The organism is Salinisphaera sp. C84B14 (assembly GCF_040361435.1).
Classification (GTDB): domain Bacteria; phylum Pseudomonadota; class Gammaproteobacteria; order Nevskiales; family Salinisphaeraceae; genus Salinisphaera.
On record NZ_APNL01000022.1, the window covers coordinates 1 to 13256 of the forward strand.

The 13256-nt window shown below is 62.3% G+C and carries 12 protein-coding genes and 1 tRNA gene; 4 read left to right on the forward strand and 9 right to left on the reverse strand.

The features are described 5' to 3' along the window. Nucleotides 1–689: 689 nt before the first annotated feature. Nucleotides 690–1202 (reverse strand): lactoylglutathione lyase, encoded by a 513-nt coding sequence (gene gloA / locus C84B14_RS15900; protein ID WP_348765516.1) that lies wholly within the window; start codon nt 1200–1202, stop codon nt 690–692. Nucleotides 1203–1306: 104 nt separating this feature from the next. Here gloA and C84B14_RS15905 point away from each other — a divergent pair, with 104 nt between their 5' ends. The 3 genes from C84B14_RS15905 (at nt 1307) to C84B14_RS15915 (ending at nt 3645) form a co-directional block, all read left to right on the forward strand. Next, complete coding sequence (locus C84B14_RS15905; RefSeq protein WP_353225544.1) at nt 1307–1717, forward strand: hotdog fold thioesterase; 411 nt, start codon at nt 1307–1309, stop codon at nt 1715–1717. An 88-nt stretch (nt 1718–1805) separates the two neighbouring features. Continuing rightward, nucleotides 1806–3452, forward strand: a complete 1647-nt coding sequence (locus C84B14_RS15910) for an acetolactate synthase large subunit (RefSeq protein WP_353225546.1) — start codon at nt 1806–1808, stop codon at nt 3450–3452. A gap of 106 nt (nt 3453–3558) precedes the next feature. Further along, a tRNA-Leu gene (locus C84B14_RS15915) sits at nt 3559–3645 on the forward strand. A gap of 153 nt (nt 3646–3798) precedes the next feature. Here the strand turns inward: C84B14_RS15915 and C84B14_RS15920 are convergent. From C84B14_RS15920 to C84B14_RS15955, 8 genes are all read right to left on the reverse strand, one after another. Next, nucleotides 3799–5238 (reverse strand): amidohydrolase family protein, encoded by a 1440-nt coding sequence (locus C84B14_RS15920; RefSeq protein WP_353225548.1) that lies wholly within the window; start codon nt 5236–5238, stop codon nt 3799–3801. Between the two features lie 3 nt (nt 5239–5241). Continuing rightward, nucleotides 5242–6270, reverse strand: a complete 1029-nt coding sequence (locus tag C84B14_RS15925) for an ABC transporter substrate-binding protein (protein WP_353225550.1) — start codon at nt 6268–6270, stop codon at nt 5242–5244. Between the two features lie 23 nt (nt 6271–6293). Beyond that, on the reverse strand, nt 6294–7082 hold the full coding sequence (locus C84B14_RS15930; RefSeq protein ID WP_353225552.1) for an ABC transporter permease: 789 nt from the start codon (nt 7080–7082) through the stop codon (nt 6294–6296). Then, on the reverse strand, nt 7079–7927 hold the full coding sequence (locus tag C84B14_RS15935) for an ABC transporter ATP-binding protein (RefSeq protein WP_353225554.1): 849 nt from the start codon (nt 7925–7927) through the stop codon (nt 7079–7081). The genes C84B14_RS15930 and C84B14_RS15935 overlap by 4 nt, the downstream gene beginning before the upstream one ends. Beyond that, nucleotides 7924–9369: an allantoinase AllB gene (gene allB, locus C84B14_RS15940; protein WP_353225556.1), complete on the reverse strand. Its 1446-nt coding sequence runs from the start codon at nt 9367–9369 to the stop codon at nt 7924–7926. Before allB ends, C84B14_RS15935 begins: the two co-directional genes overlap by 4 nt. An 11-nt stretch (nt 9370–9380) precedes the next feature. Continuing rightward, entirely contained in the window at nt 9381–10175 is a 795-nt protein-coding gene (locus tag C84B14_RS15945) for an SDR family NAD(P)-dependent oxidoreductase (RefSeq protein WP_353225558.1), read from the reverse strand. 119 nt (nt 10176–10294) lie between these two features. Beyond that, nucleotides 10295–11347, reverse strand: coding sequence for an ABC transporter substrate-binding protein (locus tag C84B14_RS15950; RefSeq protein WP_353225560.1), 1053 nt, complete (start codon nt 11345–11347; stop codon nt 10295–10297). 25 nt (nt 11348–11372) lie between these two features. Beyond that, nucleotides 11373–12146: a cysteine hydrolase family protein gene (locus C84B14_RS15955; RefSeq protein ID WP_353225562.1), complete on the reverse strand. Its 774-nt coding sequence runs from the start codon at nt 12144–12146 to the stop codon at nt 11373–11375. 161 nt (nt 12147–12307) lie between these two features. On the opposite strand from C84B14_RS15955, the gene C84B14_RS15960 reads away from it, so the two are divergent. Continuing rightward, nucleotides 12308–13210: a LysR family transcriptional regulator gene (locus tag C84B14_RS15960; protein WP_353225564.1), complete on the forward strand. Its 903-nt coding sequence runs from the start codon at nt 12308–12310 to the stop codon at nt 13208–13210. Nucleotides 13211–13256: the final 46 nt, after the last annotated feature.

Below are 13256 nucleotides of genomic sequence, written 5' to 3' on the forward strand. Positions count from 1 at the left end.
AACCTGGTGGGTTTACACAGCTAGCGGCCAGAAGTAGATATTCCGATCAACCAATAGCCTTTAGCAGCGTATTCTAATACGAGCGCTACATTATCTCGGGATGGCAAATTCAACATGAGTTCTTCATGAGGTCGCCTAATGCCTAGTTAATCGGCGAGGTCTCCGAAGGCGATGCTGAGCGGCTAGCCTTCACTGACATAAATCAGACGTGCCTAATGGACCAGGACGAGTCCATCTTCTAGGTGCTTAAGCCGGAGAACTCCGCTACGCTCAGCCCGCCGTACTTCCACTTCTAGTTGTACAGCGTGCAGAATGCCTCCAAAGAAGCCAATGATCGCGGAAGGTTGTTCAAACGACGGTGTAGAACGCGTTTGCATTTGCGACGAGTCAAACAGCGCAGACCGGGCGAGGAAACGGGGGCGGGCTAGGGCTTCTAAAACAGCCTCAACTGGTTGCCTAAAATCAGCAACTTAGGGGGCATCTCGAATTAGAATAATCCACCTTAAGTTGATGGTTTAAAACGATCGGAATGGTGTCTTTTAATCAATTGGTCGCAGGTTCGAATCCTGCACGGCCCACCATTCAACCCGCCATAGCGCGGGTTTTTTGTTGCCTGGAGCCCGCGTTGCCGTGTGCCCACAGGTCTGGGTACAGCTGCCGGCGATGCCGGCAGCTGCGGGTCGCCGTTCCTACTTGCGGCCGACCAGTTCGATCCAATAGCCATCGGGGTCGAGCACGAAGGCGATATGGCTCATACGGCCGTCTGACGGGCGTTTCTTGAACGTCACGCCGTTGGCGTCCATCCACTCGCAGGCGGCCTGTAGATCCGGCACGGTGAAGCAGATATGGCCATAGCCCTGAGGCTCTTCGTTGCCGTTGTGATAGCGCGCCTGCGGGTCTTTCTCGGTGCCCCAGTTGTGGGTGAGCTCGAGCACGCCTTGCCGGCCGTTAACGTACTTCGCTCTCGCATCCTGATCTTCCGGCACGTCGTCGTCGCCTGTACAGGCCAGAAAATAAAGGGTGAATTCGCCTTCCGGCATATCCACCTTGCGTAGCAGACGCATGCCGAAGACCTTGGTATAGAAAGCCAGCGAGGCCTCGGGGTCGACCACGCGCACCATGGTGTGGTTGAAGATGAAGCCGCGGGTCTCGTTGGGCACCTCGGCATGCACGCCGGGACCGTCTTCTGTATTGAAGGCCATTGCCTGTCCTCTGGTTCGTTGCAGATGTGTGGCCTGTACTATGCACGAGCAACATGACCCGATGAAACAGGAGACAGCGGATGTCGAAATACTGGCACGAACCCATGAGTCTGGAGCAACTGAATGCGGTCAACGATCGCGACATGATTTCGCGGCTCGGAATGGTCTATACGGACTTCAGCGACGATATGCTCGAGGCCCGTTTGGAGATCGACGAACGCACGCGCCAGCCCTTCGGACTTCTTCACGGCGGTATTTCATGCGCGGTATCGGAATCCATGGGCAGCGTGGCGGCGAATATGTGTGTCGACCGCGAACGTTTCGTATGCGTTGGCATCGAGCTCAACGCAAGCCATCTGCGCGGCGCATCCAGCGGTACGGTACGTGCGCGTTGTACCCCTATCCGGGTGGGGCGCAGTACCCATGTATGGCAGACCGACCTGTTCGATGACCAGGACCGTCATCTGTGCGTATCTCGACTCACCGTCGCCGTGGTCGCCGCCGACCGCGACTGAGACAGCGCTCGAGTCTGACCGACTGCGCAGGTAACGCGCGTTACGATGGGCTATAGTCGAAACAGATAACGCCACACAAGGAATCGTTTTGAAAGCATCGGATTTGTTCGTTCGCTGCCTCGAGGAAGAAGGGGTGGAGTATGTTTTTGGCGTGCCGGGAGAAGAGAATCTCGATCTGATCGAGTCGTTGCGCGGCAGCGATATCGACCTGGTCGTCACCCGCCATGAACAGCATGCCGCCTTCATGGCGGCCACCTACGGTCGACTGACCGGGCGTGCCGGCGTATGTCTTTCCACGCTGGGGCCCGGCGCCACGAATCTGCTGACCGGCATCGCCTATGCCCAGCTTGGCGGTATGCCGGTGTTCGCCATCACCGGCCAGAAGGCACTGCGCGACAACCGCCAGGGCAAGTTCCAGCTCATCGACGTAGTCGATACGTTCAAGCCGCTGACGAAGTGGAACTATTCGATCACCGACAGCGGCGTGATCCCGCGCTGCGTCCGGCATGCCTTCAAGGTCGCGGAGGCCGAGCGACCCGGGGCCGTGCATCTGGAATTGCCGGAAGACATCGCCGGCGAGGAAATCGAACCGAGCGTGCCGCAACGGCGGGTGACGCTGCGTCGCCCCAACGCCGACGAACAGGCCACCGATCAGGCCGCGGAAATGATTCGAGCGGCGCGCCAGCCCATCATCATCTACTCGGCCGGAGCGAACCGAAAACGCATCACCGAACAGCTCCAGGCGTTTGTCGAGGCAACCGGCCTGTTTGCCATCGGCACCCAGATGGGCAAGGGCGTACTGGCGGACGATCATCCGCAGAGCCTGTTCTGCATGGGTATTCACAAGCACGACTACGTGCACAGTGCCATCGACGAGGCCGACCTGGTCATAACCCTCGGCTATGACGTGGTCGAGTATCCGCCGTCGGTCTGGAACGCCGACAAGAGCAAGGACATTCTGCATATCGACTTCGTGCCGGCCGAGCCGGACGAGTATTATAGCCCGTCGCACGAGGTGCTGGGCGATATCTCCAATACGCTGCAGACCCTGCGCGCCCGCCTCGAGGGCACCCGCTTCGACACCCGCCGTCTGGCGCGGCTACGCGCGTATGTCGACACGCTGCTGCATGAAAGTGAACCGGCAGACAGCTATCCGCCCACGCCGCAACGCCTGGCTCGCGAAGTACGTCAGGTGATGGGGCGCCGCGACATCATCAGCCTGGATAACGGGATCTACAAGATATGGTTCGCGCGCATGTATCCGGCGTTTGAACACAACACGGTACTGCTCGACAACGCGCTGGCCAGTATGGGCGCCGGCCTGGCGGCGGCCATGGCCGCCAAGATGGTGCACCCGGACCGTCGCGTGCTGGCAATCTGTGGCGACGGCGGCTTCATGATGAACAGCCAGGACATGGAAACCGCGGTGCGCCTCGGCCTTGATCTGGTCGTGCTCCTGGTACGCGACGACGGCTATGGCTTCATCAGCTGGAAACAGGCCGGGGCCGGCTTCGAGGATTTCGGCATGGGCTTCGGCAATCCGGACTTCGTTGCCTATGCACAGGCATACGGGGCCAGCGGCGTGCGTCTTGGCCCGGAGGACTCGCTTCACGATGTGCTCGAACAAGCCTACGAACAGGGCGGCGTCGTGCTGATTGACTGCCCGGTGGACTACAGCGTGAACAAGGAACTCGATGTCGAGCACCATGTCGAGTCATCGGTGCTCGACGGATGAACGCATCCCTTTATCGCGCGATCGCCGTACCTCGGCCGTACCGCTGCCCGCCTTGTGCGGGGGCGGGGCTGCGTGCGCGGCCGGGATCGGTTAGCATAGCCGGCGCGCCGTCGTGGTGGAATTGGTAGACACGCTAGGTTTAGGTCCTAGTAGCCGAAAGGCTGTGGGGGTTCAAGTCCCTCCGACGGCACCATTAAAAACAGTCGATTACGCGCTAAAACAGCACGTTACGACCAGCAGGTTACGACATGGTTCGACTATGCGTGACCCGGCATGCCCCAAATATCCCCCAATCATCAGCCGGTCATTTCGCTGAACGCGAAGCGGTCGTCGTTGCGGTTCCCCACTAGCAACAGCCTGCCTGCTGATACCAGCGGCGCAGATGATTTTCGATCGACGGCCAAGCGTTCTGTAAATCGCGGCGATCGTGCCAGTGGCGCCGATACTGTTCGATCAGCTCGGCGTGGATCAGGTCGAGATCCAGATTCGCTAGACAGCCGTCGCGTACCACGGGCTGTCCTGCTACCCATAGCTCCTTGATCTCGGCGGCCCGCGTGCGGGCAAAGAGTAGGCTCGACAGCGGATTGTCGACCAGGCAGTACTTCTGCATGGCGTCCAGATCCAGCAGCAGCCAGTCGGCGGGCTCGCCAATTGCAAGCATGCCGCTGCCGGGCGCGCCGACACAGTGCCGGCCATGACCCAAGGCGCTACGCAGCATGGCTTCATCACCGTTCCAGTCTTCGAAGCCTCGATCGGCGTGCAGCAACCGGGTAAGCCGCATCTCGCGGATCGCATCGTCGTCCTGGTCGAGCGTTGACCCGTCCAGTCCGAGTGCGACCCGGCAGCCGGCATCGAGCATTCGCCGCAGCGGCGCGATACCGGACCGCAAGGTCAGGTTCGAGCTGGTATTGACCGCGATCGTCGCGCCCGATTCGGCGATGAGATCGAGCTCGTCGTCGCGTGCCCAGACACAGTGGGCAAGGGTCAGCCGCGGGCCGAGCAGGCCGATATCGGCCAGATGGCGGACGATGCCGTTCGGGTAATGCCAATCGGCCCAGTCGCGCTGATAGCGCGTCTCAAGCAGATGCATATGCACCCGCCGGTTGGTGTCGGCGCTGGCCTGGGCGATCGCTGCGAGCAGCGCATCCGAACACCACTGTACGCCGGTCGGCCCGTACTGCACGTCCAGCCCACGATCGGCCACGGCCTGGGCGCAGGCATCGACGCTTTTCAGCATCGCCTCTATCGACTGCGTCGGGATACGAAAATAACGATCGGCAACACGACGGGTTTCAATATCCATCGATTCACGAACTAACCTGTCATCGCCATAGAGCAGCGGATTGCGATCGCGCAGGCCGACCGCGAACGCCGCCCGAATACCGACGGTATCCGCCGCACGGGCAACTTCTGCCACTTCGGTGGGAAGGTCGGTGAGTCCTTGGGCGCGCGTGCAGTGCATCATCACTGCGCCCGAGCCGCCAAGTGCCGCTCGACCGAAGCTGGCGCAGGCGGCGAGATAGGGGTCGATCGAGGGCGCGACCGCCAAGCGCAGCAGCCAGGTTTCGAGTGGCTGGTCGAGCGCGCCGAAGGCGAGCGTCGGCAGCGGTCGACCATGATCGTGTGCATTGGCGAAGCACGGCATGGCCAGCCGCCGCGGACCCTCGGGCAGGCTGGCCAGCGTCTCGATCGCGGTGATGCGCCCATGCTCGTGGTCGATGCGCACAGGCCCGTCGCTTTCGCACGCGGGCCCGAACAAGGCCTTGTGGGCTGTGACTGCGGGCATGAACTAGGGCAGGCGCTGATCGCGCGGCGGCAAGAAGCGATCGGTAAACACCTGGTCGGCACTGGGCGTACGCTCGAGATCGTAGAGATCGACGATCGTGTCGATGGATTTCGACAGCCTCTGCTTATCGACATCGCCGATACCGATCGCGCGGCTTTCATCGGAAACAATCAGACGCGTCATAGCGAAATCCAGGCGCTTGCGCTCGGCGCTGGCGTCGATAAACGCCTCGCGGGCCTTGACCGCATCGATACCGGCTTGCGGGTCTGCGATGATGGCCTGCATGGCATGGTTGATCGCCGTGACCAGCCCTTCGACCGCGCCGGGGTGGTCGGCGATCATGGCCTGCGAGACCATCACGCCGTTGGAATAGATATTCAGCCCGTTATCGCCATACGCAAACCAGCGGTAATCGGCGTCCGGATCCTTGCCTTGGGACACGAGATTCATATAACTGGTGACGTTGAACACCAGCGAGGCGTCGACGTCACCACGATTAAGCAACTGTTCCTGCAACTGCGGCGCGACGTTGGTGATATGGACCGAATCGGCATTGATATCCGAAGCGTCGAGCATGGCCGGAAACAGCTTGGTCGCCGCGCTGCCGGCCGGCCCGCCAAAGGTATGGCCGGGAAAATCGGCCACCGACTGGATCGGGCTATCGGCCTTGGTCAGCACCGCGAACGGCGGCTGGTTGTAGATCTGATACACCATCACCGGCGCGGTATCGGGTGTTTTGGCCGCGGTTTGAATGATCGCGTTCATGTCCCCGAAACCGGCGTCATACGTGCCCGATAACACACGACTGACCGTGGCCGCCGAGCCTTCGCCCTGGTCGATGGTCACATCCAGACCGTTATCGGCGAAATAGCCGCGCTGCTGCGCGAGATAGAACGGGGCATGCACGCCCTGGATCTTCCAGTCCAGGGTAAAACGAACCGGCAGCTTCTCGGCCGCGAAAGCCGTCGCGCCAACCAGCGTTGCCGCAAGCATGGCCGCGCCGGTGAGTGTAGGTAGTAAACGGTTTGTCATAGCAGCTCCTTGGTAAGCGAAAATCAGGCCAGCGGCGTGTCGGCGCCGCGCGATGCCCAGCCGCAGATACGGCGTTCGAGCAGCGAAAACAGGCCATAGAGCACTACGCCCATCACCGCGAGTAGGAATAGGCCGGCGAACACCAGCGGCACATCGAAATTGGAAGTCGCGATCATCATCACGTTGCCAATACCGCGATTGGCGGCCACCGTCTCGGAGAGCACCGTGCCGACAAAGGCCAGTGTGATCGCCACCTTGAGCGCGGCGAACAGATACGGCATCGCACTCGGCAGGCTGATATTGAACAGAATCTCGCGGCGGCTGGCGCCGAGTGCCTTGAGCACGTCCTGTTGTTCCGGCGAGGTCGTGGCCAGCCCGGTCGCCACATTGACCACGATCGGAAAGATACAGATCACGTACGAGGTGAGAATCGCCGGCACCGTGCCGCTGCCGAACCAGAGCACGAAGATCGGTACCACGGCGACCTTCGGGATCGAGGAGAATCCGACCAGCAGCGGATAGGCCGTGTCGTAGGCGATTCGGGATGACCCGACCACGGCGCCGAGAATCACGCCGGTGAGCACGCCGGCGGCGAAGCCGACCATCGTGGTCATCAACGTCTGAATGATATGTGGCATGAGTGCCGGAAAACGCTCGACGAGCGTAACCAGTACCGCGCTCGGGCGCGGCAGCACGAACGGCGAGATCGAAAAAACAACGCAGGCCGCTTCCCAGAGCAGAAAGAAGCCGACGATGAATGCCAGCGATGCCGCACGCTGACGGGCCCGGGGGCCGAACAGAGTCGTGTTCATGCTGCCGTGCTCCCCACGGCATTCGGGCCGTCGTGGGTGATCTTGGCACGCAGGCTCTGCATGAGCTCGACGAAATCGTTGTCGTAGGTTCGATCGACGGTGCGCGGCCGGGCGAATTCGACCGCCCGGTCTTCGACGATACGCCCCGGTCGCGGGCTCATGATGCATATCCGCGACGCCAGATAAGCGGCCTCGCGCAGGTCGTGGGTGACCAGCAGCACCGTGGGTTTCTTGTCCATCCAGAGGTTTTGCAGGATGCCCCACAGTTCTTCGCGGGTGAACTGATCGAGCGCGCCAAAGGGCTCGTCGAGCAACAACACCCGGGGTTCGTGAATGAGCGCGCGACACAACGAGGCGCGTTGCAACATGCCGCCGGAAAGCTGCCAGGGGAATTTGTCGCCGAAACCGGTCAGCCCGACCTGGGCGAGCAGGGCGTCGGCACGTGCGCGATAGTCACCGTTCTTCTTGGCTCGGTAATCGCCCTTGAAGGGAGACACGATCTTGAGCGGCAGCATGATGTTGTCACGCACGCTCAGCCACGGCAGCATCGTGGCGTTCTGAAACGCGATACCCACGCGTGCGGCGCGGGCCGAGATCTCGCGTCCGCCGACGAATACATACCCCTCGGAGGCCGGCAGTAGCCCGGCCGCAAGTTTGAGAATGGTCGACTTGCCACAGCCGGATGGGCCCACGAGTGCGACGAATTCGCCGTCGCGCAGCGAGAGCGATGTCGTGGTCAGCGCGCGCGTGGCATGCGCGCCGTGGCCATAGGTTACCGCCGTGTCTTCGAGCACGATCGCAGCGTTGTCGAAGCGGCCGGGTCTTGTCTGTTCAGCCGTGTTCATGACGCCGCCCCCGGTGCGCGCGCGAGTTCGGCGGCGAGCGTACGATCGGCGTTGCGGACATCGGCAGCGGGCATGTTTTGGATGCGCTTGACGTTGCGACCCTGGCCGCGGGCTTCGGCCACGAGCCGGCGATCGCGCATGACGAATCGCCCGCCTACCAGCGTATGCACCGGCACCCCGGTCACCCGCATGCCGTGGAAAGGTGAGATGCGTGCATTCACCGAGTGCAGCATGTTCTGGTCGATGGTTTCGGCACGCGCCATGTCCACGAGGGCGATATCGGCATCCGCGCCGACGCCGATCCGGCCCTTGGCCGGGTGCAAGCCCCAGGCTCGGGCCGGCGCGACCGACGAAATGCGCACGTAGTCGCACAGCGACAGCTGGCCGGCGTTGACCGAATCCAGCATCAGCGACATCTGGGTCTCGACGCCGGGGAAACCGCAGTCGGCATCCCAGATCACGTCGTTGTGTTTTTCTTCGGGCAAGTGCGGCGCATGGTCGGTGGCGATCATGTCCAGCGTGCCGTCGGCCAACCCGCGCCAGAGGGCGTCGCTGTCGTGAGCCTCGCGGACCGGCGGGTTCACGCGGATCACGCTGCCCAGGCGCGCATAGTCGCCGGTATTGAAGCGCAGATAATGCGGGCAGGTCTCGGCGGTGATATCCACGCCGCGCGCCTTGGCTTCGGCCAGCGGACGCAGCTCGGCTCCCGACGAGACATGTAATACATGAATCCGCGCGCCGGACCATTCAGAAAGAACAGCAGCGCGCGCAACCGCCTCGACCGCGACCACCGAAGGCCGCGCGGCGACGTGAGCCAGTGCATCATTGCGCTGCGCCGCTTTCAGGCGTTCATAGCGCCAGGCCATGATCGAGGCGGTTTCGGCATGCAGCGACGTACGCAGCCCAAGCCGCGCGATACGTTCGAACGCCTCCAGCATCGCGCCGGTCGAAGGCGAGGGCAGGTTCCCGAAGGTATTGCCCATGAAACATTTGTAGCCAATCACGCCGGCTTCGGCGAGCGCTTCGAGCTGGTCGACGTTGTTCTCGGCGAGCAGGCCGTACACGCCGAAATCCACGTAGGCATTGCTGTGGGCACGCTCGAGTTTGTCGGCGACGGCCTCGGGGTCGGCTGTCGGTGGGTGGGTATTGGGCATTTCGAACACGGTGGTCGTGCCGCCCATCGCGGCCGCGGCCGTGCCGCTTTCCCAGGTTTCCTTGTAGTCGTAGCCGGGGTCGCGAAAATGTACGTGTACGTCGATCGCGCCGGGCAGAAGATGCAGGCCACTCGCATCGAAGCGTTCGGTCGCGGCCGGCATGGTGTGGTCGGCGCCGACCGCCACGATCAGGCCGTTGTCGATCGCCACGCTTGCCGCGAACTGGTGCGTATCGGAAACGATCGTGCCGCCGTGAATGACGAGATCGACGGATTGTGGTTTGTTCATGCTGATACTCCTTAGAGCGCGGCCCAGCCGCCATCCACGGGCAGATCCACGCCGGTGATCTGGCGTGCGCGGGCACTGGCGAGAAACAGACAGGCATCGGCGACGTCCGCGCTCGTGGACACGCGTGCAAGCGCATAATCGGCGGCATGGCGGGCGGCCGCGTCTTCCAGGCTGATGCCTTCCCGCGCGGCGATATCGGCACAGACCTTGTCGCGAAAACGGGGGCCGTCGACCATGCCGGGGGCAACGGTGTTCACGTTGATGTTGTGGCCGCCCAGCTCCAGCGCGAAGCTTTTGGTGATACCGCGCAGCCCCCATTTGGAGGCGGAATAGGCCATGCGCCCGGCGCGCCCGCGCATCCCGAATGTGCCGCCGACGTTGACGATGCGACCGGCTTTCTGCGCGATCATGCCCGGCGCCACCGCATGGATGGTGTTGAAACAACCGGTCATGTTCAGATCCACGATCTGGCGAAATTCCTCAGCCGTGGTTTCGGTGCCGGTCTTGCCGATCGGGCCCGAGCCGCCGGCGATATTGACGAGCACATCGATTGCCTTGCCATAGTGGCCGATCCCGGCCTGAACAGCGGCCTCGGCCGCCTCGGGATCGGTGATATCGCAGCTGGCAACGAAGGATTCGCTACCGCACGTACGAAGTTCTTTGGCCAGACGTTCGACGGGCGTCGTATCGCGGGCGAGCAGTACCAGGCGCGCGCCCTGCGCGGCGAAGGCACGCGTGATGACCTCGCCCATGCCCTTGGCCGGCCCGGTCAGGGCGACGATCTTGTTCTCGAGTTCCAGGTTCATATTTTGATGTCTTGTTCGTTCGTGACAGCGGATAGCGGACACGCGCACCCCGCATGCAAGAATCGGGGCCCGGTCACTGGGCGTTTCTGGTTCGAAACGCGCGGCGATGCGCGATTGGTCTAGGGCGTTTCGTAATCGAGGGCGTGGATACGATCCGCCTCAGGCGGCAGAAAACGCGTATCGAAGATCTCGTCCGCGCTCGGCGTACGCTTGAGATCCTTGGCATCGACGACGATATCGATGGCTTTGGCGAACCGCTCGCGGTCGATATTGCCCAGGCCTAGCTCGCCGATATTGTCGAACGCGATCTCGTCGCGCAGGGTGGCCAGCAGGCGCTGGGTTTCCACGTCGCGGTTGAGCAGCGGCTCGCGCTGCATCACCGCATCGATACCGGTATCGATATCGGCCAGCGTATCGGCGATCGCGTGGTTGATCGCGGCGACCAGCCCGCGCACGGCTTTCGGATTGTTCTCGACGAGGTCGGAGGACACGAGAATGGCGTTGGAATACAGATCCATCCCGTAATCGCCGTAGCGGATGAAACGAAAATCCTCGTTGGCATCGATACCCGCGAGCATGGCCGAGAACCGGATCGTGTTCACATAACCGAACACGCCGTCGACACGCTCGCGAATGAGCATTTGTTCGCGCAGGCGTGGCTCAATATTGAGGATATCGACCTTGGAGGCATCGACATCGGCAATCTTGGCAAACGCTGGAAAAAGCTTCAGCGCGCCGTCGTTCGCGGGCCCGGCGATCGTCTTGCCTTCCAGATCGGCCGGTTTTTCGATATCGCTATCGGCGTTGACCGCGATCGTAAACGGCGGCTGGTTGTAGATCTGGTAGACCGCATACGGGTGATCGTCCGGGCTTTTGGCGACGAACTCGATCAGCGTGTTCACATCACCGAAGCCCACGTCGTACGCGCCGGTGGCAACCTGCGATACCGCCGCGCTCGATCCCGAGCCCTGGTCGATCGTCACGTCGAGCCCCTGATCGGCGAAATAGCCGCGCTGCTTGGCAAGAAAGAACCAGGCCTGCGGCCCTTCGTATTTCCAGTTCAGCACCATGCGGATCGGCGTGGCGGCCTGGACGCTGGTAGCGATCGTAAGCACCGCGAACGCTGCGGCGAGCAGGGGGACAAGGCGTTTCGAAACGGATATCGGAACCATGACGGCAATCCTCGGAATGACGAAATCAGTGGGCATCGACGAAAGCGTCGACGGTGGTGGTAAAACCGTAGATCTGGCGCACGATCGTGCAGGCGGCCTCGCGCACGATGGCGGAAGAGGGCGTGGCCGTGGCATCGTCGATAAGCACGGCGTCGTAGCCGGCAAACGTGGCGTCCTGCAGGCTCGCGAGCACACAGCGGTCGGTGTTCACGCCGGCAAAACACAGCGTCGTGACATCCAGACGGCGCAATACGGCATCCAGCTCGTTATGCCAAAACCCGCTGAAACGATTCTTGTGCACCACGATGTCGCGCGGCTGCGGCGCGAGTGCATCGATGGTGGCCGCGCCCCAGGTGCCGGTCACGAGCGCGGGCTCGCCGGCAGCGCGATACGCTTCGGCGTAGCCCGTGGCACGGCCAAACAGTCGCCCGAAGGCGAGCTGGCCGACGCTCATTTCCAGCGCATCGGCACGAATGCCCCAGTTGAGAAAGATCACGGGCATGCCATGGTCGTGCGCGGCATCGATCGTACGGCGCACGTGGGGCACGACAGCCTGAATCGCACCGATATCTACCCCGCGGGTCGCGAACCAGCCCTGGTCGTGACAGAAATCGTTCTGCATATCGACCACGACGAGCGCGGTACGGGCCGCATCGATCGTGATCGGTTCGGGGGCGGCTTCTGCAAGTGGCAGGGGCCGCGCCGGTCGCGACGGGCGTACCAGCGATACGCCGAGTTCGTCTCGCGGCCGAGCCGGAGTGGCCTGCGCATGCACCGGTTGGCGGGGAATATCGGCCAAGGTCTATACCGTCGATAAGCGATGGGCACAGCCTCGCAGGCGACACCGTCGCCGACTATTGCTTTCTTTCCGGTTCAGCGTTGCCTAAAAGTCAACGCTTGGCATGGTTCTTCCTTGCCAAGGGATTACCCCACCATGCTTTTACCAACCGACCGACGCCGATGAAGCATTTTCGATACTTTCGCTATATGGACGCCGTGGTTCGCGCGGGCTCGATTCGGCGTGCGGCCGAGCAGCTCTATATCACGCCGTCCGCGCTGGACAGGCGTATCCACGATCTCGAGAAAGAACTCGGCACGCCGCTGTTCGAACGCCATGCGCGCGGCATGCGCCTGCTCGCTGCTGGCGAAATATTTCTGGGCTATGTTCGCCGCCATCTGGCCGACCTCGATCGGATGCAGTCCGAAATCGAGAGTCTGAAAGGGCTCAAGCGGGGGCACGTCGAAATCGTGGCCAGCCAAGCGGTGGCCGTGAGTTTTCTTTCACAGCAAGTGCGTACGTTCCAACAGAACCATCCCGGCGTGACCTTCAACGTGCGTATCACCGATCGCGGCGAAGCCATGCGTGCGCTCACCGCGTTCGAAGCCGATCTTGCCCTGGTCATCTCGCCGCTGCGCACCGCGGAGTTACTCCCGCTCGTGGTCGTCGCCCAGCCGGTCATGGCGATGATGGATATCGACCACCCGCTCGCGGCAGCCCAATCGTTACGCTTTGGCGACTGCCTGAGTTATCCGCTCGTACTCCCGCGCGCGACGCTGGCAACCCGCGCACTCATCGATGCCGTACTCAATGCCCGCTCCGTGCCGGCCACCATCGCAGTGGAAACCGACTCGTTCGAAATGATGCGGGGGCTGATAGCCCATACCGCGAATATTGGTTTTCAGGTTGCTATCGGCACACCCGACGCCCAGACCGACCCGCGCGTCGTGGCACGGCGTATCGACGAACGCGATATATCGGCCGCCCCCATGGTCTGTGCCCAACTCAAGGGCCGCAGTCTGTCCGTTGCCGCAGCGCGCTTTGCCAACCAGGTGGTCGGCGCACTGGATGCCATGAAGCAGTGAACGACGCAAACCAGCAGGCCGGAAGAACAGGAGCTGGATCATCAGG

Bases quoted from the DNA above. Each gene is read 5' to 3' on its own strand.
- C84B14_RS15960 (WP_353225564.1), top strand. From the start codon at position 12,308: ATGAAGCATTTTCGATACTTTCGCTATATGGACGCCGTGGTTCGCGCG.
- C84B14_RS15935 (WP_353225554.1), bottom strand. From the start codon at position 7,927: ATGAACACGGCTGAACAGACAAGACCCGGCCGCTTCGACAACGCTGCG.
- C84B14_RS15945 (WP_353225558.1), bottom strand. From the start codon at position 10,175: ATGAACCTGGAACTCGAGAACAAGATCGTCGCCCTGACCGGGCCGGCC.
- gloA (WP_348765516.1), bottom strand. From the start codon at position 1,202: ATGGCCTTCAATACAGAAGACGGTCCCGGCGTGCATGCCGAGGTGCCC.
- C84B14_RS15930 (WP_353225552.1), bottom strand. From the start codon at position 7,082: ATGAACACGACTCTGTTCGGCCCCCGGGCCCGTCAGCGTGCGGCATCG.
- C84B14_RS15925 (WP_353225550.1), bottom strand. From the start codon at position 6,270: ATGACAAACCGTTTACTACCTACACTCACCGGCGCGGCCATGCTTGCG.
- C84B14_RS15905 (WP_353225544.1), top strand. From the start codon at position 1,307: ATGAGTCTGGAGCAACTGAATGCGGTCAACGATCGCGACATGATTTCG.
- allB (WP_353225556.1), bottom strand. From the start codon at position 9,369: ATGAACAAACCACAATCCGTCGATCTCGTCATTCACGGCGGCACGATC.
- C84B14_RS15920 (WP_353225548.1), bottom strand. From the start codon at position 5,238: ATGCCCGCAGTCACAGCCCACAAGGCCTTGTTCGGGCCCGCGTGCGAA.
- C84B14_RS15950 (WP_353225560.1), bottom strand. From the start codon at position 11,347: ATGGTTCCGATATCCGTTTCGAAACGCCTTGTCCCCCTGCTCGCCGCA.